The following is an 18,478-nucleotide window of genomic DNA, read 5'->3' as shown; positions in this document are numbered from 1 at the left end:
TCTTACAGGAGCCATGATGAGTACGACACGTATTGAACAGGATTCCATGGGAACCATTGAGGTTCCCGCTGACCACTATTGGGGCGCACAGACACAGCGCTCGATCCAGAACTTCCCGATTGGCCGAGACCGCTTCCAGTGGGGCCGCAGCATGATCGAGTCGCTGGGCATCCTGAAAAAATCCACAGCCTTGGCCAACCAGGAACTGGGCGAATTGCCCGACGAACTGGCCCAGCTGATTGTCAAAGCGGCTGATGAAGTGATTGCAGGCCAGTGGGATACCGAGTTCCCCTTGGTTGTGTTCCAGACCGGTTCTGGTACGCAAAGCAATATGAACGTGAACGAGGTGATCTCCAACCGCGCCATTGAGCTGGCTGGTGGCGAGAAGGGCAGCAAAAAGCCCGTCCACCCGAATGACCACGTGAACCGCGGCCAATCCTCCAACGATACCTTTCCTACCGCCATGTACATTGCCGTGGGTCTGGAATGTCAGCGCCGCCTGCGCAAAGACGTAGGCCAACTGCGCGACACTCTGGCCGCCAAAGCCAGACAATTCAACAGCATTGTAAAAACCGGCCGTACCCACTTGCAAGATGCCACGCCCATCACGCTGGGCCAGGAAATTGGTGCCTGGGTGGCGCAGATTGATTTCGGCCTGCAAACCGTGGACAAGGCTCTGGACGGTATTTACCAACTGGCGATTGGCGGCACCGCCGTGGGTACGGGTCTGAACGCCCACCCTCAGTTTGGCGAACGCACAGCAGCCCATATTGCCAAGATCACAGGCTTGCCATTCCAGGCGGCTGAAAACAAGTTCTTCGCACTGTCGGCTCACGACGCGCTGGTGAACCTGTCTGCTTCCTTGCGCACCTTGGCCGGTGCCTTGATGAAAATGGCCAACGACGTGCGCTGGCTGGCCAGCGGCCCCCGCTGCGGGATTGGCGAGCTGCAAATCCCCGAGAACGAGCCCGGCTCCTCCATCATGCCCGGCAAGGTCAACCCTACTCAGTGCGAAGCGCTGACCATGGTGGCCGTGCAAGTCTACGGTAACGACGCGGCGGTGGGCTTTGCCGGCAGCCAGGGCAATTTCCAGTTGAACGTCTACAAACCTGTGATGGTGCACAATGTGCTGGAAAGCATTGCCCTGATCAGCGACGCATGCCTGGCTTTTGACGAGCATTGTGCTCAAGGTCTGGAGCCTGTCATGGAAAAGATCCAGCACAATCTGGACCAGAACCTGATGCTGGTCACCGCCCTGAACCGTCACATCGGCTACGACAAGGCCGCCTACATTGCCAAGACAGCCCACAAGGAAGGCCTGACCCTGCGTGAGTCCGCCCTGAAATCCGGCTATCTGACTAACGAGCAGTACGATCAGTGGATTGTGCCACTGGATATGACCCACCCAGGCTAAATTCAGCCTCGCTTGTGCTTGAGCGTATTCGCCCCTTCAACGGGGCGACTACGTAAACAGCGTAGCCATTTGTCCCTATGAAAGAGTAGGGGAGTGTTCCATCCCACCTATCTGCCTTTCACTGCCTTATGCGTATAAAGAAAACCTTCAGTTTGTCCTCTGCATTTGCAGCCACCGTGCTGGGTCTGGCCGTAGCCACGGCCACAGTATCGGCCCAGGCACAATCTGAACCTGTTCCTGCCATCAGCGGACCGGCTGTCTCGGTTGAGCCCCTGGTCAGTGGGCTGGAACACCCTTGGGCCATGGCTTTTTTGCCAAATAATGCCGGCATTCTGATTACCGAGCGCCCAGGCCGCCTGCGTGTTTGGACTCAGGAAAACGGCTTGTCCGAACCGATTGCCGGTGTACCTAAAGTCCATGCGCAGTCCCAGGGGGGCTTGCTGGATGTCGCTCTGGCCCCGGATTTTTTCCGTAGCCGTCGTATTTATCTGGCTTATGCCGAGCGCCGCGACAAACAGAACTCGGCCACCACCGTCGGTTATGGCGTGCTGTCGTCGGACTTGAAACGCATCGACGCCTTCCGCCCGATTTTCCGTCAGGAACCGGCCTTGTCCACCGGACAGCACTATGGTGTGCGTATGGCTTTTGATCCCGGGGGACGAGACCTGTATATCGCCCTGGGCGAGAACAATCAGCCGGCCACGGCTCAGCAGCTGGATCACCTGCAAGGTAAAGTCGTGCGTATTCGCCCGGATGGCATTGTGCCGCGCGACAATCCTTTCCGCAGTCAACGTGGTGCCAGAGCAGAAATCTGGAGCTATGGCCACCGCAACCCGCAAGGCATGGCCTGGAACCCTTGGACAAACGAGTTGTGGGTGGCTGAACATGGCCCGCAAGGCGGCGATGAACTGAACCGGATTCAAGCCGGCGCCAACTATGGCTGGCCCTTGCGTACCGAAGGGCAAGGCTATGACGGCAAACCCATTCCCAACGCCAGCCCCACACCGCTTGAGGGGCTGACCGAGCCTTTCCACTACTGGTCAGTCTCGCCCGCCATCAGCGGCATGGCTTTCTATAACAACGAACGCGTCCCGGACTGGCAGCACAGCCTGTTTGTAGGTGCCTTGAAAGAACAAGCTTTGATTCGTCTGGAATTTGATGAAGAGGACGGCCACATCGTCGGTGAAGAGCGCTTGCTGCAAGACTTGAAGCAGCGTATCCGGGATGTGCGTGTCGGGCCGGATGGCGATGTCTATGTGCTGACCGACGAAAGCGACGGCCAGCTACTGCGCATTCAGCCCAAGCCTTGAGCCCTTAAAAAAGGCCGTCACAAGGACGGCCTGTACAGACTGAGCAGTCAGCTCAATTACTTGATCAAGGTTACTGGCACATTCACCAGGCTCAGCACCTTGGTCGTGACCGAACCCAGCACCAGGCCGGGCAGGGCGCTCAAGCCGCGCGTACCCATCACAATGTGATCGATCTGGTTTTTCTCTACATATTCTTTAATCGTTTGGGCGGCATTACCGGCAATAATGCTTTCCTTGATTTTCAGGGGAGAACCGGCGAGTACGGAACGAGCGGGCAGGAGCGCATTGCTGCCTTCGTCCTGGTAGTAAGCCTGCAGCACATCTTCCGAGAAAAAGCGTTTGACGTTACCCGACACGATCGGAGTAGGAACAGCCAGCACGTGCAAAGTGGCTTCTGGTTTGCCCGTTAGGATGTCCACGGCGGTTTTCAAAGCACGAGTGGAAGCATCAGACCCATCGACAGGAACGAGAACATTAAGCATGAAGACCTCTTGTAGTGTGTGAACTGTTTAAGTATGAAGCAATAACTTCTACTAGGACATTACAGAATAAGCGCGCAGACCAGCTTGATCAGTATCAAGACCCACCGCTATTTGCTAAAGACTGTTCTATCATAACCGTATGATCTCGGTATGGATGCCACATCACCCCGTTTATGTGTGGAAAAAAAACAAGCGCCACATCCGGTCGTCCCACCATTCCTTGAGCCCGTTTTTCTTAGGAGATATCCCTCATGAGCTTGAAGCAGCTACTGGTCTGTACGGCCTTGTTCAGTGCCGGTTTCAGCGCCCAGGCGGCCGAGGCCAGCTTTGACTCGGTCAAGGATGTGCTGACCAGAAATGCTTGTTTGTCCTGTCATACCGTAGACAGAAAAGTGGTCGGCCCCGCCTATAAGGACATAGCCAACATGCGCAAGGACGATCCAGCCAACGCTGAAATCATCGCCCAACATATCCGTCAAGGCAGCAAGGGCGTCTATGGACCGCTGCCCATGCCTGCGAATGCAGCCATTTCTGATGCCGACATCAAGGCGGTGGTGGCTTGGATCATGGCGGGTGCGCCAAAAGAGTAAGCAGGGTGTTTACACGGTGGGAAACGGTCATCCAGGGATGGCCGTTTTTATTGGCTGAACAGGATTGCGGTTGTCCACGCAATCCTGCGATCATCGTATTGATGGAAAAAGACAAGCGCAGCAGCTGCGGTCAATGGCCAGACTTCAAAATCTCAAAACAATAAAAAACTGGGTGCATCCATAACCAGGCTTTTCGCCATTATCGGATTGACTTAAAGGCTGTCGTCCCCACTCATCTTTTGGGCGTATCGCGCAGGCTGAAAGCTCCAGGCCATGATGGCCACCAATACCGCCATTGCCGCATGCAACATCCAGCCTGCCTGAAAGCCATTACTCATTTCACGCAACTGCACGCTGATCATGGGAAAGAGGGCGGCAATCGGAAAGCCACCGCCTTGCATCAAGGCACTCAAGGTCCCGGCACGGGCTGCATCCGGAAAGTGATCCAGAGCCACTAACAGCAGCAAGGAAAAGCAGCCGCCCAAGCCGATGCCGATAATAATCGCCCACAGATAGGGGGCCATATCGGGAATATAGGCAAAGGCCAGGAAGCCCACGAACTGACACGCCAGCGCCAGCCATACCCACATGCGGCGATCTTTATTCTTGGCCGCCAAGGTAGGCAAGCCAAAGGCGGCAATGGCTTGTGCCACCGACAGGACCGCCACCAGGCTACCGCTGGCTTCAGCCGTCCAGCCCCGGTCTTGATAGAACGTCGCCAGCCAGGTCACCAAAGAGGCATAGCCGCCATTGATCAGGCCAAAACACACAATCAAGGTCCAGGTGCGAGGGCGAGCCAGCAAGGACAAGGACGGGGGAGACAAATTCGCGCCCGGAGCTTCACGCGGCACCACTTTCCAGGCAATCCACAAGGCCACGCTGATCGGCAAGGCCCAGAAAGCCAGCGCGATACGCCAGCTGTCCGTCAAGGAGCTGACCCACGGCGTAATCTGTGCACCCAAAGCACCCCCGCCCATCAAGGTCGCGGAGTACACCCCGGTGACCTGAGCGATATGGCGCGGAAACTGTTCCTTGATCAAACCGGGCATCCCCGCTTGCAGCAAGGACACGCCCAAACCACAGATCAGCGCTGTTGCAATCAGGCTGGCCCCATTAGGCACAAACCAGCGCAGCACACAGCCCAGGCACAGCAAGAGCAAGGATGTAGTCAAGACATGGCGCAGTGCCAGGACGCGCCGCAAGGAGGGCATGCAGAAAGCGCCCAGTCCCATCACCATCATGGGCAGCAAAGTCAGCCAGGCCAGGCTGCTCAAGGGCATATTCAACCCTTGGGCCACCTGTCGTGCCAAGGTGCCGCTGGAGGTCAGAAAAGGGCGCAGGTTCAAGCCGACCAGAATGACGAAAGCCAGCCACAAAGCTGGGCTGGCTTGAACCCCCGTCGACGACGGGGCAGTCTGAGTAGAAGACATAAAATCGTTATTGTTGTGATTGGAAGAAAAATGCAGCCGCCGAGTCGGCGACGTTTAAGGATTCGCGCCAGCCTGTTCCAGAATCTCGGCCATCTCTGTCTGGCTGCGCTGGCGAGCCAGGCTCAAGGGACGCACTCCCTGACGATCCGGCAGGTTCACATCCGCTCCGGCCTTGATCAGCAAACGCAGCACTTCCTGGTGGTCCGGCCCGCCATCAGAGAGCACAATCGCCTCATGCAAGGCAGTCCAGCCCAAGTAATTCACATGGTTAGGGTCGACCCCCGCCGCCAGTAAAAGGCGCACAACATCGACATAACCGTGCTCAGCCGCTGGAATCAGCGCCGTACCACCATAACGGTTCACGCTACGCAGATCGGCTCCGTTCTCCAGAGTCATGCGCAGGATTTCCAGACGACCTTGTGCACCCGCGACCAAGTAAGGGCTGTCGTGAATGGAGTCGGCCTGATTTACATCCGCACCGGCACGTATCAACTGCCGGGCAATATCAATATGGTTTAACCAGGTTGCACGTAACAAGGGGCTTTGCCCTTGATCGTCGCTGACACTGACGCTGGCGCGCGCCCGCTTTTCTGAAAGAATCTCGCGCACTTTGGCGCTATCGCCTTGCTCTACCGCTTCCAGCAATACTGTTTGTGACCACACGCTGCCACTCCCCAAGGCCAAACTCATCACCATTCCAGCCAGCAAGCTTTGCAGTGCTGCTTTCATGCGCTTCCCCCCCCCGTCATGGCATTGGCTCCACAGGACCAAACGTTTATAAATAGCATAGATAGGCTTTGGGCAACACCGATTCATAAGCATACTGCTTATTTTCTTACGGATAAGCTTGACCGGCTGCGGCCACATCCAGTTCGGGCTGAGACATCAATCTATCCAGCTCGCTACGCAGATAATTAAGGAACACGCGCGTCTTTTGCGGCATCAGACGCGAGGGGAGCAAAGCCAGAATAGGAAAGGGGGCAAACTCCCAATCCGGCAAGACACGCTCCAGGTATGCGCAATCCGGATCCAATTTTCGTTCCAGCAAGGAAGAGAAGGTAATACCCAAGTCATGCACGGCCAGTTTGCGCATCATGATGGCGTTATTGACGGTAATGGAACCCTCCACAATCGCGTCATAGCGCTCCTGATTCGGACCACGCAAGGACCAGACTCGATCCGAGCTGGCGGGGCGGGCACAAATACAAGTATGACCTGCCAGTTCAGAAGGATGCTTGGGTCGCCCTTTGCGGTCCAGATAGTTGCGGGTGGCATACAGCCCCAGGCGAATCTGTCCTAACATGGTGGCCACTGCGCTGGAGTCAGGCTGGGCACCCACACGGATGACGCAATCGTAGTTGTCGGCCTGCAAATCAATAGGCCGTATGGTCAGGTCAAACTCCAGCTCAATATCCGGGTACTGTTGATTAAAGCCCCGGATAATGGCGGGCATCAGCACAATGCTGAAACTGGCAGGCATGGAAACCCGCAAACGTCCTTTGGGGGTCTGAGCCACATCCAGCAATTGCTCATGAGCCAGACGAGCCTGTTCGACGACAGCCAGGCAACGCTCAAAATACACTTGTCCCGCGTCGGTCACATCTACATTGCGCGTGCTGCGTTTGAGCAAGGCCACACCCACTTCTTTTTCCAGTTCACGGATACGGCGTGACACGGTGGAAACCGGCATTCCCAGGGCTTGGGCAGCACGGCTAAAGTGGCGGGCACGAGCCACTTCCACGAAGATCGCGATGTCGTTGAGCAGGGGACCGGCAATAATGGTACTCATTTGAATTGTTCCATGAATGGAAATACGTTTGCAATATTAAGGGTTTTTACCAAGTTTAGAAAGGCTCATACTCCATCTAACGATTCGCTAAACACAACAGCGAACCACTGAAAAACACACCGTAGATTTGGAGTAAAGAATGAAAAACATTGCACGCGCAACTATCGCCAGCCTGATTCTTGGTGCCACCGCTTTGAGCGGCACTGCCATGGCAGCTACCAACAATGTCGCTACCGGCGAAAACCTGGGCTACCCAGCAATTGAATCGACCGACGCTCCTTTGAGCCGTCAGCAAGTCGTTCAAGAACTGGCTGCTGCTCAAGAGCAAGGCTACATTAGCACGGGTTCCATGGGCGACTACCCACGTATCGATACCAGCTCCAAGCTGAGCCGTGATCAGGTTGCAGCAGAAGCCAAAGACTGGAACAACAACAACGGCACCTTTGTTGCTTACTAAGCTGCTGATTGATCCCTAATTAGTCGTAGTTCCCCCTTGAAACGCCTCTTCGGAGGCGTTTTTTTTATCAGCTGTTGACCTTCCCATCGGGTCAAGCCCTAAAGTGGCTTCATTGACGATCCATTGAAGGGTGATTTCGATGACAAGCAGCGCTTCAAACAAGGGCTCACGCCTGACTTTAGATGTGGAAGGCATGACATGTGCTTCCTGCGTCAGTCGGGTTGAAAAGATTATTGGCAAAGTCCCCGGTGTGCAATCGGCCCAGGTAAATCTGGCCACCAACAAGGCCACCGTGGAATTTGAGGGTGCCGCCCCGGTCGACGCCATTATGCAGGCAGTGGAAAAGGGTGGTTACAAAATTTCCCAGCAAGACATTGTGCTGGACGTGCAGGACATGACCTGCGCCTCCTGCGTGGGCCGCGTTGAAAAGGCCTTGCTGAAGGTGCCGGGCGTACAAAAAGCCTCGGTCAATCTGGCAACCGCCAAAGCGCATGTGCAAGTGGCGCAGGGTGTGAAAGCTCCTGAGCTGATCCAGGCGGTAAGCAAAGCGGGCTATCCCGCCAGCCTTGCCGAAGCGGCTGTCACGAATGACCAGTTCGAGCGTGCCGAACAAACCTACGAAACGCTGCGCAAGCGTTTCTGGCTGGCGACAGTACTGGCCTTGCCCGTTTTCATTCTGGAAATGGGCGGCCATATGGTGCCTGCTTTCCATCACTGGGTGGCCAGCACCATAGGTACACAAAACAGCTGGCTGATCCAGTTCGTGCTGACCACGCTGGTTTTGCTGTTCCCAGGCCGCGAGTTCTACACCAAAGGGATTCCTGTTCTCTTGCGCGGTGGTCCGGACATGAACTCGCTGGTCGCTGTGGGCACCCTGGCGGCCTACAGCTTCTCGCTGGTGGCTACCTTTGCGCCACAGTGGCTGCCTTCCGAATCCGTCTACGTGTACTTTGAAGCTGCCGCTGTCATCGTCGCCCTGATTTTGCTGGGCCGTGTCATGGAAGCGCGCGCCAAAGGTCGCACGTCTGAAGCCATTCAACGCCTGCTCAGCCTGCAGCCGCCTACCGCTCGTGTACGTCGCGACGGTCAGGAAATTGAGCTGCCCCTGGCAGACCTGCATACGGGCGATGTCGTGCTGGTTCGTCCCGGCGAGCGTATCCCCGTTGATGGAGATGTTCTTGCCGGTCAGAGCTATGTGGATGAATCCATGGTGACAGGCGAATCCATTGCCGTGTCCAAATCCCAGGGCGATAAAGTCATTGGTGGCACAGTGAACCAAAAAGGTTCGCTGGAATTTGAGGCTACCGCCGTGGGGCAGGACACCGTACTGGCCAATATTGTTTCCATGGTAGAGCAGGCCCAAGGCTCCAAGCTGCCTATTCAAGCCGTGGTCGACAAAATCACGCTGTGGTTTGTGCCCGCCGTCATGACACTGGCCGTCTTGACCGCCATTGTCTGGCTGATTTTTGGACCATCGCCCGCATTGAGCTTTGCACTGGTCAATGCCGTCGCTGTGCTGATTATTGCTTGCCCATGTGCCATGGGTCTGGCCACGCCAACCTCCATCATGGTGGGGACGGGCCGAGCCGCACAGGCTGGCGTGCTGTTCCGTAAAGGGGACTCTTTGCAAGCACTGCGCGATGTAAAAGTCGTAGCCGTGGATAAAACAGGCACCCTGACCAAGGGCGCGCCCGAACTGACCGATTTTGTCTGCGCACCCGGAGAGAACCAGGATCAGGCTTTGGCAGCGATTGCCGCTCTGGAAAACTACTCCGAGCATCCGATTGCCCAAGCCATTGTCAGCGCCGCCAAGGAAAAGCAAATCACCTTGCCCAAGGCTGAGCAGTTTGAGTCCCTGACAGGCCTGGGTGTCACCGCCCAAATCGGAGCTGACCAATGGCATGTGGGTGCAGATCGCCTGATGACGCAATTAGGGGCGGACCTGTCAGCCTTTACCGAGCAAGCCCAGACGCTGGCGCAGGACGGCAAAACCCCCATGTACGCCGCCCGCAACAAGCAGGTCATTGCCTTGCTGGCCGTGGCTGACCCCATCAAGGAAACCACGCCGCGCGCCATCGAGCAGTTGCATGCCCGTGGCATCAAGGTCGTCATGATTACCGGCGATAACCGCCACACAGCCAATGCCATTGCCCGCCGTCTCAATATTGATGAAGTGGTGGCGGAAGTCATGCCTGAAGGCAAGGTGCAAGCGGTTCAGGCCTTGCGCGATACCCATCAGCATCTGGCCTATGTCGGCGATGGCATCAACGATGCACCCGCTCTGGCTGTAGCAGACGTGGGGATTGCGATTGGCACCGGAACGGACATTGCCATTGAAGCGGCTGATGTAGTCTTGATGTCGGGCGATATGCAAGGCGTGGTCACCGCGATAGCCTTGTCCCACGCAACCATGCGCAATATCCGTCAAAACCTGTTCTGGGCCTTTGCCTATAACGTGGCACTGATTCCGGTAGCAGCAGGCGTGCTCTATCCCTTTAACGGCACTTTGCTCTCGCCCATGTTTGCCGCTGGCGCCATGGCCTTGTCCAGTGTCTTTGTGGTCAGCAATGCCTTGCGTTTGCGACGGGTGAAGCTGAACTAAGGTACCCGCACAACACGTTTCACTACAGCGCAGTAGAACCCGGTGTAAACCAAGGGGTTCTTTCAAGCAGAGAAAAAAATGCCGCCCAACCGGGGCGGCATTTTTCAGCAAAGCGATATTGCCAAACTCATGATCCGGCCTTCACCGATCAGGCTTTCAGCGTATAACGCAAAATCTCCACGATTTGCTCGGGGCTAGTTGCCCAGGCCTGCGCACTGGCATCCACTTCTTTCAAGGGGTGGATGATGTCTTCGGCGTGCAACGTCACGTACGGTTTGCCCAGGGCGGCACAGAAACCGGCATCAAAGGCAGCATTCCACTGTTTGTACTTGTCCCCAAAACGCACCACGACCAGATCCGCCTGCTCAATTAAGGTTCTGGTACGGATGGCATTGATTTTGGAGGATTTGTGATCACGCCAGAAACCTTCGCTGGCCGGTCCCAGGTGATCGCCGGCGGCATCGCTGGCATCGTGATCGGTAACAGGGCTGGTAAAGGTAATATCCAATCCAGCGGCCTTTGAACCTTGAGCAATCTGCTCGCGCCAATCCGTGTGAATTTCGCCGGACAGATAAACGGTGTAAGTCATTACATACTCCATAAAGAAAAGCCGGACGCCTCTTTAACAGGCGCCCGGCGCATTCAAACCCACCCAACAGTAGCATATTGAGCGGCACCTAACAGCGGGCAAACGCGATAGCCCTTATTCGCAAACGCATCAGGGGCTAAAGAAACGGGTTTCTTTATGAAGCCTGTGGATCAGCGAATCGGAATGGCAACCGGACGCAGCGGAGCCGCATCACCGCCCCGGATCTTGAGCGGACCGCCAATAAAGGCAAACTCATAGACCTTGTCCTTGGACAATTCATCCAGAGCAATCAACTCAATGATCGGTGCGCCTTGTTGGGCCAACAGATAGGTATGCAAGGGGACGTAGTCATCAGGCACCTCGGAAGGGAAGGTTTCAAAGCTCAAATTGTCCGCACCCACTATCATCGCACCGCCTTCCTCCACCAGATAGCGAGCAGCATCCAGACCCATGCCAGGTGGCGCGTTCATATAGGCTTTGGGATCATTAAAGAGCTTCATGCGGCCCGTGCGGATCAGGACAATATCGCCTTCTTTCAGCACCGTTTTCTGACGGGCCAGTGCATCCTTCAAGTCCTGGCGTGTGATGCGGTATTGATCGGGCAGCATGTCTACGCCTTTGGCGGCGGCCACATCAATCAAGACGCCACGGGCGATCAAGGGCGGGAATTTCTCGATGCCAGTACGGTTCCAGCCACGGTCACCCAGATGCTCATCAGCCTTGAAACCATTCCAGATCTTTCCATGAATGCCGAAGTGATTCAGGGCATCGATATGGGTGCCCGTATGGCTGTACATGGAAAAAGCCGTGCCTGTGTAGCTACGAACCGCGTTCATCTCATCGCCAACTCCCATCGGGTCATCCACTGCGGTACCACGAGGGGTATGGGTCATCCAGAACTGATAGTGCGGGTCTCCCGCGTCCTGCCAACTGGGCATGCCCAGGTAGTAGTCGGTTGCCAGGTCATACACTTTGCTGCCATCCAGACGGGACAAGATGGCGGCCCGGGAAGCAGGGGTGATCAGGTTCAAGCGACCAATTTCATCGTCCGGCCCCCAGGGGCTGATGCCCACTTCCTGAGCACTAAGGGGCAAAGGGTTGCTCGCTGGGTGAGTGGAATGAGCCAGAGAGACGCTCATGCTGCTTGCACCAACCAGCAGTAAACCGAGAAGACGGTGAGAAAAACGAATCGACATGGATGTCCTTTTATGAAGCGTAGATAAGAAAGAGAGGGGCAGCGCTTACAGCAAAGCGCGCAAACGGCTTTTGAGCATTTCGGCGGATTGGGTCTGCAAACGGGCCAACACTTGGCCGGTCTCGCGTGAGGAGACTAATAAAGTGGGGATGGACTGGATCCCTAGCCGTACCGCTTCGGCGCGATCGGCTTGAACTCGCTGCTGCGCGATATCGCTATCCATAGCATTCAGAAAGGCCTCACCATCAAAACCTTGCGCAATGGCGACCTCCAGTAGCGTGTCCATATCGCCGATATTGCGACTTTCTGCCAGATGCGCACGCTGCACCGCATCGAAGTAATCCCAATGGGCGTTATCGCCAGAAAGTAGCTGCGCCGCCTGACACGCCCGAGCGGACAACATTCCATGGGGATAGTCGAAGTTCTGTGCTCGCATGCCCTCGATATTGATGGACTGCGTATCGTCGTGTTGGGCGCAGGCGGCCCAGTGGCCCAGGATTTCACGTTTGGCGCGCTCCATGGAGCCGAAGGCTTGCAGCATCTGCTCGCGGCTGTCTTGCAGAACAAAGGTATGGTGGCGGACCTGGATGCCCAGTTCGGCGGCAACTTGCCGCAAGCGTGGCGACATGACATAACACCATCCGCAGACGGCGTCATGGAAGAAATCAATAATCAGGGGGGAGACAAGCGGCTGGGTCGGGTGTGTTTGATCGTGCATTGTGATGTCCTTGTAAGATGGTCATCACAATAGCGCTCCCCGGAGCGGAGAATAAGCACGTGGCGGTGCAGACAGTTTTTACTCCGAGTTCATAAAGGTCTGTTTACAGGGCGTTGGACATGGCATGGGGCAGTTGGTCGGCCAGATAATCCACGAAGGCTTTGACCTTGGGTTGCAGGTGTCGGTTGGTTGGATACACGGCGTAGATATGGCGGGGCTCATTCACCAATTCGGGCAAAACGCGTTGCAACTGCCCGCAAGCAATTGCTGGATCTGCCAGAAAGGAAGGCAGGGCGCCAATACCCAAACCGGCAATCAGAAAGTCGCGCAGCATCAGGCTGTTATTCACTTGACTATGCTCGCCTGAAAACAGCAAAGCCGTACCACTGGGGGGGTGCTGTTGAGGATTGCTGTCGAAATCACTATCAAAAGCAAGGCCCTGGGTATGTGCCAGGCTATAGCTGATCATTTTGTGATTGCGCAGATCCTGCAAGGTCTGAGGCAGGCCATGCTGCTTCAAATAGGTGGGGGCGGCGCATAATTTTTGCTCGATGGTGGCGAGGCGACGAGCAATCAGGGTGGAATCATCCAGGCTGCTACGCAAACGCACCGAGACATCAAAACCGTGAGCCACGGCATCCACGATCCGGTCTTCCATCACCAGCTCCAGCTTCAGTTCCGGATACTTGTGTAGAAAATCCGTCATCAATGGCGACAGGACGCTAAGTGCAAACGACAAGGGGGCATTCACGCGCAAGGTCCCCGTCACGCGCTGGGACTGCTGTTTGACCGAGCGCTCCAAAGTGTCCAGCTCATCCAGTATCCGACAGCATTCGGCATAGTAGCTGCGGCCAGTCTCCGTCAGACTCATGCTGCGCGTAGTGCGCTGGATCAGCACCGTATCCAGATGCGCTTCCAGGGTACGCAGTTGCTTGCTCAAACCCGCTGCGGATATCCCCAGATCCTCCGCGGCTTTGGCAAGTCCGCCCAGCTCCACAATGCGCCGGAAGGTGCGCATGACATTAAAAGTGTCCATAAGGGATAGGTACTCCAACAATCAGCTATAGCAAGGCATGGGCGGGGAGCATGTCTGAAAACAGGAACGCAGTCCCCACAGGAATCGTATCCTACCGCATTGCCGGGGGCTGTCTGCGTCTGATTTTCTTGTCTCGAGGCGGGTGCTTTATTTCCAACCCAGGCTATGGGATTGCTCCAGAGCCTGGTGACGCTGATCATCATCCGCATGCAGATAGATATTGGTCGTAGCGATAGACTCATGGCCCAAGGTGTCACGGATGATACGTAGATCCACCCCTTGATCAGCCAGGTGAGACCCTGCCGAGTGACGCAGCCAGTGAGCCGAGGCCTGCTCCAGAATACGGGCCTGGGACTCCTGATCGGGATGCAGACTCCGTAAACGATCCGCACTACCTTGAAAAACCTGTTTGACCAGAACATGCGCCATGGCCCGCGTCAAATGCTTGTCGCTGGCGCCGGCGGACATTAATAACGGATAGGGCTCCAAAGCCTGGGGCGGTCCTTCCAGCCCATGCGCTTGTCGGTAGCGCATCAATTCGCCGTACAGCTCTTGCGTTAAAGGCACACGACGCCATTTGTCGCCCTTGCCGTGGATATGCAGCCACCATTGAGCCGTCGTTCCCGCATCAACACGTTCCTGAACATCGGCCATACGCGCCTGAACCAGTTCGGAAATGCGCAGGGCGCCGCCATAAAGAATGGAAAAGAGCCAACGTACGCGGGCTTTGTAGCGCAACTCGCTCTGCGTATCTTCAGGAAGGGCCTGGATGTACTCCTGTACCCAACGCCATTGCAACCGGGTCAAGTACCGTTGCTGGGGGGCGGTGGTTTTCTTTTGACGTCGGCCCTGATGAGACAAGGCCAAAGGATTGCCCGCCAAATACCCCGCCTGCACCAGCCAGCTAAATAAAGAGTTCAGAATCAATAACGCCTGATTCCGGCTGCTTTCAGACAAGGGCCCCGCAAATGGCCGCCATGCCGCATGGTGACGAGCAGGGCGGGAGCGCCCTTGAACCACCCAGCGATGAGCGGGTTGAGGGTCCGCCAGAAACAAACGATAGGCCAGGATGTCTTCCAGGCTAAGCGAGGACAAGTCCTTGCGACGCTCCAATACCGCCCATAACAAGAGACGCTCCGCCTCCTTGCGGTAGTTCGCATAGGTGCGTGGGCTATCTATATAGCGCGCCAACCAGGCCCGCAATGCCTCTATATCTGTTTGCGCCTCAATCTGTGCACGTCCGCCGATAGACCGGTTGGCCCCTTGCCGCCCGTCAAAACGAGCCAGCAATTGAGCAATATCGTCCGATCCCAGGTCGGTTGACGGCGAAGTGTTGGCTATTTCCATGAATAAGCAGAAAAACGAAGGCGATAAGAGAGCAGGGAAGGGCTTCAAACCCGTGCCTGTGCCAATCAGTCTGTTTAGGGTCAGATATTTGACATTATAGAGATAATGTCAAATTATAAAATCCAATTTGTTGATAATTTTATATATTACGTTGTATTATTAATTAAATTATCAACAAAGGTGGAAAAATGGAGCAAAACCAGCCAAACGAGGGGCAAATCCTGGCCGATGTTGCCCAATTACGTGATCGCTTCAGCCATACGCAGACTTTGTACAAAGAAGTGGCCGCACTCCTGTTTTTCCGCTATGGCGTCACACCTACGGCCAACAAGCTGTACCAATTGGTGCGCAAAGGCAGCATGAGCGCTCCGGCTCAGGCACTACAGACGTTCTGGGAAGATTTGCGGGATAAAAGTCGAGTTCGGCTGGATGTGGCCGACATGCCTGAAGAGCTACAAGCCCTGACGGGGGATCTGCTGGGTCGTATCTGGCAAGAAGCGATGGGGCACTCGAAGCAGCAAATGCTGCATTACCAGACTCAGGCTGATGAACGCGTCGCACAGGCCCAAGCCCAAACCCTGGAGGCCCAACAGGCGCTGGAAGTAGAGCAGGACGCCTTGAAAAATGCCCAAGCCCATATAGAAAAGCTGAAAGAAGAACTACAGGCAGCCAGTCAGGTACAAGCAGCTCTGAAACAAGACTTGCTGCACGCCAAACAACGTCAAAACGAGCTGGAAACCGAAAAACAATTGGTTCAACAAGAACTGCGCCGCCAAGGTGAGCAATTCACCCAGGACTTGGAGCGGCTGCAAAAGGCTATTGAGCTGACCGAAGAACGCGCCCAGGCCAACGAGCGCCGTGCTTTACTGGAAATCGACAAGGAACGCTCCATTCAAACGCGATTGCGTCAGCAAATAGAAGAGGCCGAGCAAGCAAACAAGACCCAGCGTCAAGCTCACGAACAGGAGCTGAACAAACAGCAGGATCAAATGCAGAAACTGCGCCAGGAGTTGGGGCAAGAACAGGGCGAGCGCCGCGCGATGCAAGCGGCTATGGATATCAGCCATAACTTGGCCAAAGAGATGCAGGGGCAATTGCAAATGTTGCGTACTCGCGCTGCTTTGCTTGAGCGGGAGAATGAAGAGGCGCGCAAAACAGCCCAACGACTCAGCCAGGAACTGGAACAAGCCCAAAGCCAGCCTGTACGCCCCCTACGGTTGAAGCGACGCCTGATCAAGAACGATCCTGAATAATAAAATCTATTTAGCAGCTTATGCCAGCCATCCGTAAGGCTGATTTGCTACGCTTGCAATCGCCTGAATAGACCACTGCGTGTAACGGTCTGTTTTAGCGCAAACGATGCACAGAAGGCTTATGCTAAGCTTTTGCCATGCTGCGCGCACCCATTTCATCTCGCAAAACAATAGGCTGGCTTTTATTAGTCGGCCTGCTTGTTTTTTTTGCCAGCATGGGTTTGAGTAGCAGCTTTGCCGCACACGCCACGATTCAAAATACGGATCGCAGCACTGTTCAAGCGCAACATGCCTCGTCGGGGCAATCTCACCATAGCGCTCCCAACCATTGCAGCACTCCAATGAAAAGTGGTTGCTGCGCTTGTCTGGCGACGCAGGCTCCACCACCTGAAGCGGTGGCATTACAGCCCGTTTTCCCTCCCGTCCCCCTGCATCAAAACTACGTCTCCCGGCTGATTGGCCCCGCCCAGCCACCTCCGCGCTCGTCCTGATCATCTCGTTTTAATTGCCGCCCAAGCGCTAAAAGCCTGTGCTGATCCAGCCTGGGTGGTACGTGTGTATTGATGATTGATAGGGATAAACCCATGAAACGACGCGATTTTTTTAAACTGACTTTGGGTGCCAGCCTCTTGAGTAGCCTGCCTATGCGAAGCTGGGGGCAGGGCATGATGGGGCACCACGGCTCCATGTCTGAAGGTATGCCCGGTCACGGCATGAGCACCCGCCCAGGCCTGATGCCCATAGAAAAAATGCCGGCTGGCCAGGCTCTGCAAGCTCTACCTGTACTTAAAAACAGTAGTCAGAAAAAAGGGCTTTTCCAGGCCAAAATTACTGCTGCTGCCCATCAACGCGTTCTGGCAGATGGAAAAAGCACCGAACTCTGGCTTTACAACGGCCAAGCTCCCGGCCCGCTGATCGAACTGTATGAGGGCGACCAAGTAGAAATCGAGTTTGAAAACCAGCTGGATCAGGCCACTACCATCCACTGGCACGGTTTGCCGGTTCCTTCTGATCAGGACGGCAACCCACAAGACGCGGTGATGCCAGGACAAAGCCGCTACTACCGCTTTACCTTGCCCGAAGGCTGCGCCGGTACGTACTGGTATCACCCACACCCTCATGGCAAAAGCGGTGAGCAAGTCGCCCACGGATTGGGCGGGACAATTATTGTCCGCTCTCTCAAAGACCCATTGAAAGACTATACGGAGCAACACTGGGCCATTAGCGATCTGCGGTTGGACATTAATGGCCATATTCCGGCCAACACAGGTCCTGACTGGATGAACGGCAGGGAAGGGCAATTCGTGCTGCTGAATGGTCAACGCCAACCCCTTATCCAGGCCAGCACAGCAGAACGCATCCGTGTCTGGAACTCGTGTTCTGCCCGTTATTTGAAGCTGCACATCCCCGGCGCTCGGCTGGTTCAAGTCGCTACAGATGGCGGACTGTTAGAGCAAGCCTTGGCAGCGGCCGAGTCGATTTTGATGGCCCCGGCCGAACGGGTGGAGTTCTTTATCCAGGCGGATAAAGATCTGGATAGCAGCTTGCAAGCACTGTATTACGATCGGCAAAAAATGATGGTGCAGGAAAGTCCCGAAACCCTGACGCTGGCAACACTGAAAATCCACCATCAGGAAATCGAACTGCCCAAGCAATTACGCGCAATCCCTGCCATTCCAGCAGCCGCCAGTACCGCAAAAGTCGTGTTCAGCGAAGTCATGCCCATGAACCATGACATGCAGTCTGGGCACGGTTCTGGTATGACAAACTCATCCGGGATGAACCACCAGGGTATGGCAGGCATGGATAACGATATGATGCCCGGCATGGCTGCCATGCGTTCCATGTTCCGTATCAACAATCAGGTCTACGACATGGACCGCATCGACCTGCGTTGCCCAACAGGGCAGTGGCAGTACTGGGATGTGATTAACGATTCCCATATGGACCATCCTTTCCATCTGCACGGCACACAGTTTCAGGTATTGGCGCGCCAAACCGGGATGCAGTCCGTACCGGAGGCGTTCCGGGCCTGGCGCGACACGGTCAATCTGCGGCCCAATGAGACGGTCCGGCTGGCATTCCGCCAGGAATTGCCCGGCCTGCGCATGTTCCACTGCCACATTCTGGAGCACGAGGACCTGGGCATGATGGCGCAGCTAATGGTGGAGTAGCCTGACCCCTGAGGTAGAGCCTTGAAAACATCCGCCCTGCAAGCCTGTATGCCAGCAGGGCGGACAAAGCAGTCCTGCTTGAAAAAAACCCG

17 protein-coding genes are annotated in these 18,478 nt (G+C 55.7%); 7 read left to right on the top strand and 10 right to left on the bottom strand.

The annotated features are described in order from the left end of the window. The first annotated feature begins 16 nt into the window (after positions 1-16). Positions 17-1,414 carry a class II fumarate hydratase gene (gene fumC, locus MID00_RS17995; RefSeq protein ID WP_254499252.1) on the top strand — a complete coding sequence of 466 codons (1,398 nt, stop codon included), beginning with the start codon at positions 17-19 and terminating at the stop codon, positions 1,412-1,414. Between the two features lie 152 nt (positions 1,415-1,566). Further along, the gene (locus MID00_RS17990) at positions 1,567-2,724 is read left to right on the top strand and encodes a PQQ-dependent sugar dehydrogenase (protein ID WP_302329845.1); all 1,158 of its coding nucleotides are present in this window, start codon (positions 1,567-1,569) and stop codon (positions 2,722-2,724) included. Between the two features lie 56 nt (positions 2,725-2,780). Here the strand turns inward: MID00_RS17990 and MID00_RS17985 are convergent, their stop codons facing one another. Then, entirely contained in the window at positions 2,781-3,206 is a 426-nt protein-coding gene (locus tag MID00_RS17985) for a universal stress protein (protein ID WP_009453980.1), read from the bottom strand. A 251-nt stretch (positions 3,207-3,457) separates the two neighbouring features. On the opposite strand from MID00_RS17985, the gene MID00_RS17980 reads away from it, so the two are divergent. Next, the gene (locus MID00_RS17980; RefSeq protein ID WP_009453982.1) at positions 3,458-3,796 is read left to right on the top strand and encodes a c-type cytochrome; all 339 of its coding nucleotides are present in this window, start codon (positions 3,458-3,460) and stop codon (positions 3,794-3,796) included. A gap of 212 nt (positions 3,797-4,008) precedes the next feature. Here MID00_RS17980 and MID00_RS17975 read toward each other — a convergent pair whose 3' ends face one another. The 3 genes from MID00_RS17975 to MID00_RS17965 all read right to left on the bottom strand — a co-directional run bounded on the left by MID00_RS17975 (position 4,009) and on the right by MID00_RS17965 (position 7,015). Continuing rightward, positions 4,009-5,226 carry a cyanate transporter gene (locus tag MID00_RS17975; RefSeq protein ID WP_254499251.1) on the bottom strand — a complete coding sequence of 406 codons (1,218 nt, stop codon included), beginning with the start codon at positions 5,224-5,226 and terminating at the stop codon, positions 4,009-4,011. 54 nt (positions 5,227-5,280) lie between these two features. Beyond that, a complete protein-coding gene (locus MID00_RS17970) occupies positions 5,281-5,955 on the bottom strand; it encodes an ankyrin repeat domain-containing protein (protein ID WP_009453986.1) in 675 nt (224 codons plus the stop codon). A 106-nt stretch (positions 5,956-6,061) separates the two neighbouring features. Continuing rightward, entirely contained in the window at positions 6,062-7,015 is a 954-nt protein-coding gene (locus MID00_RS17965) for a LysR family transcriptional regulator (protein WP_254499250.1), read from the bottom strand. A gap of 139 nt (positions 7,016-7,154) precedes the next feature. Between MID00_RS17965 and MID00_RS17960 the strand changes: the two genes are divergently transcribed. Further along, the gene (locus MID00_RS17960; RefSeq protein WP_254499249.1) at positions 7,155-7,472 is read left to right on the top strand and encodes a DUF4148 domain-containing protein; all 318 of its coding nucleotides are present in this window, start codon (positions 7,155-7,157) and stop codon (positions 7,470-7,472) included. Between the two features lie 15 nt (positions 7,473-7,487). Here MID00_RS17960 and MID00_RS17955 read toward each other — a convergent pair whose 3' ends face one another. Further along, positions 7,488-7,667: a hypothetical protein gene (locus tag MID00_RS17955; protein WP_021446589.1), complete on the bottom strand. Its 180-nt coding sequence runs from the start codon at positions 7,665-7,667 to the stop codon at positions 7,488-7,490. Here MID00_RS17955 and MID00_RS17950 point away from each other — a divergent pair. Next, positions 7,612-10,074 (top strand): heavy metal translocating P-type ATPase, encoded by a 2,463-nt coding sequence (locus MID00_RS17950; protein ID WP_083053514.1) that lies wholly within the window; start codon positions 7,612-7,614, stop codon positions 10,072-10,074. The two genes, MID00_RS17955 and MID00_RS17950, sit on opposite strands and share 56 nt — an antisense overlap. Positions 10,075-10,222: 148 nt before the next feature. On the opposite strand, the gene MID00_RS17945 is transcribed toward MID00_RS17950, so the two are convergent. The 5 genes from MID00_RS17945 to MID00_RS17925 all read right to left on the bottom strand — a co-directional run bounded on the left by MID00_RS17945 (position 10,223) and on the right by MID00_RS17925 (position 14,959). Beyond that, positions 10,223-10,663 carry a YtoQ family protein gene (locus MID00_RS17945; protein WP_009453991.1) on the bottom strand — a complete coding sequence of 147 codons (441 nt, stop codon included), beginning with the start codon at positions 10,661-10,663 and terminating at the stop codon, positions 10,223-10,225. Between the two features lie 170 nt (positions 10,664-10,833). Continuing rightward, a complete protein-coding gene (locus MID00_RS17940) occupies positions 10,834-11,859 on the bottom strand; it encodes a cyclase family protein (protein ID WP_035271584.1) in 1,026 nt (341 codons plus the stop codon). Positions 11,860-11,904: 45 nt separating this feature from the next. Beyond that, a complete protein-coding gene (locus tag MID00_RS17935; protein ID WP_137430408.1) occupies positions 11,905-12,576 on the bottom strand; it encodes a DsbA family protein in 672 nt (223 codons plus the stop codon). A gap of 103 nt (positions 12,577-12,679) precedes the next feature. After that, complete coding sequence (locus MID00_RS17930; protein ID WP_254499248.1) at positions 12,680-13,612, bottom strand: LysR family transcriptional regulator; 933 nt, start codon at positions 13,610-13,612, stop codon at positions 12,680-12,682. Positions 13,613-13,759: 147 nt separating this feature from the next. Beyond that, positions 13,760-14,959 (bottom strand): tyrosine-type recombinase/integrase, encoded by a 1,200-nt coding sequence (locus tag MID00_RS17925; protein WP_035271586.1) that lies wholly within the window; start codon positions 14,957-14,959, stop codon positions 13,760-13,762. Positions 14,960-15,147: 188 nt separating this feature from the next. Here MID00_RS17925 and MID00_RS17920 point away from each other — a divergent pair, with 188 nt between their 5' ends. Further along, a complete protein-coding gene (locus MID00_RS17920) occupies positions 15,148-16,212 on the top strand; it encodes a DNA-binding protein (protein ID WP_254499247.1) in 1,065 nt (354 codons plus the stop codon). A 584-nt stretch (positions 16,213-16,796) separates the two neighbouring features. Then, entirely contained in the window at positions 16,797-18,386 is a 1,590-nt protein-coding gene (locus MID00_RS17915) for a multicopper oxidase family protein (protein WP_009454001.1), read from the top strand. Positions 18,387-18,478 lie beyond the last annotated feature (92 nt).

Source organism: Alcaligenes sp. NLF5-7 (assembly GCF_024266725.1).
GTDB lineage: Bacteria > Pseudomonadota > Gammaproteobacteria > Burkholderiales > Burkholderiaceae_B > Alcaligenes > Alcaligenes phenolicus.
Note: the sequence above shows the minus strand (reverse complement) of the source record. Positions and strands in the feature narration are given on the sequence as shown.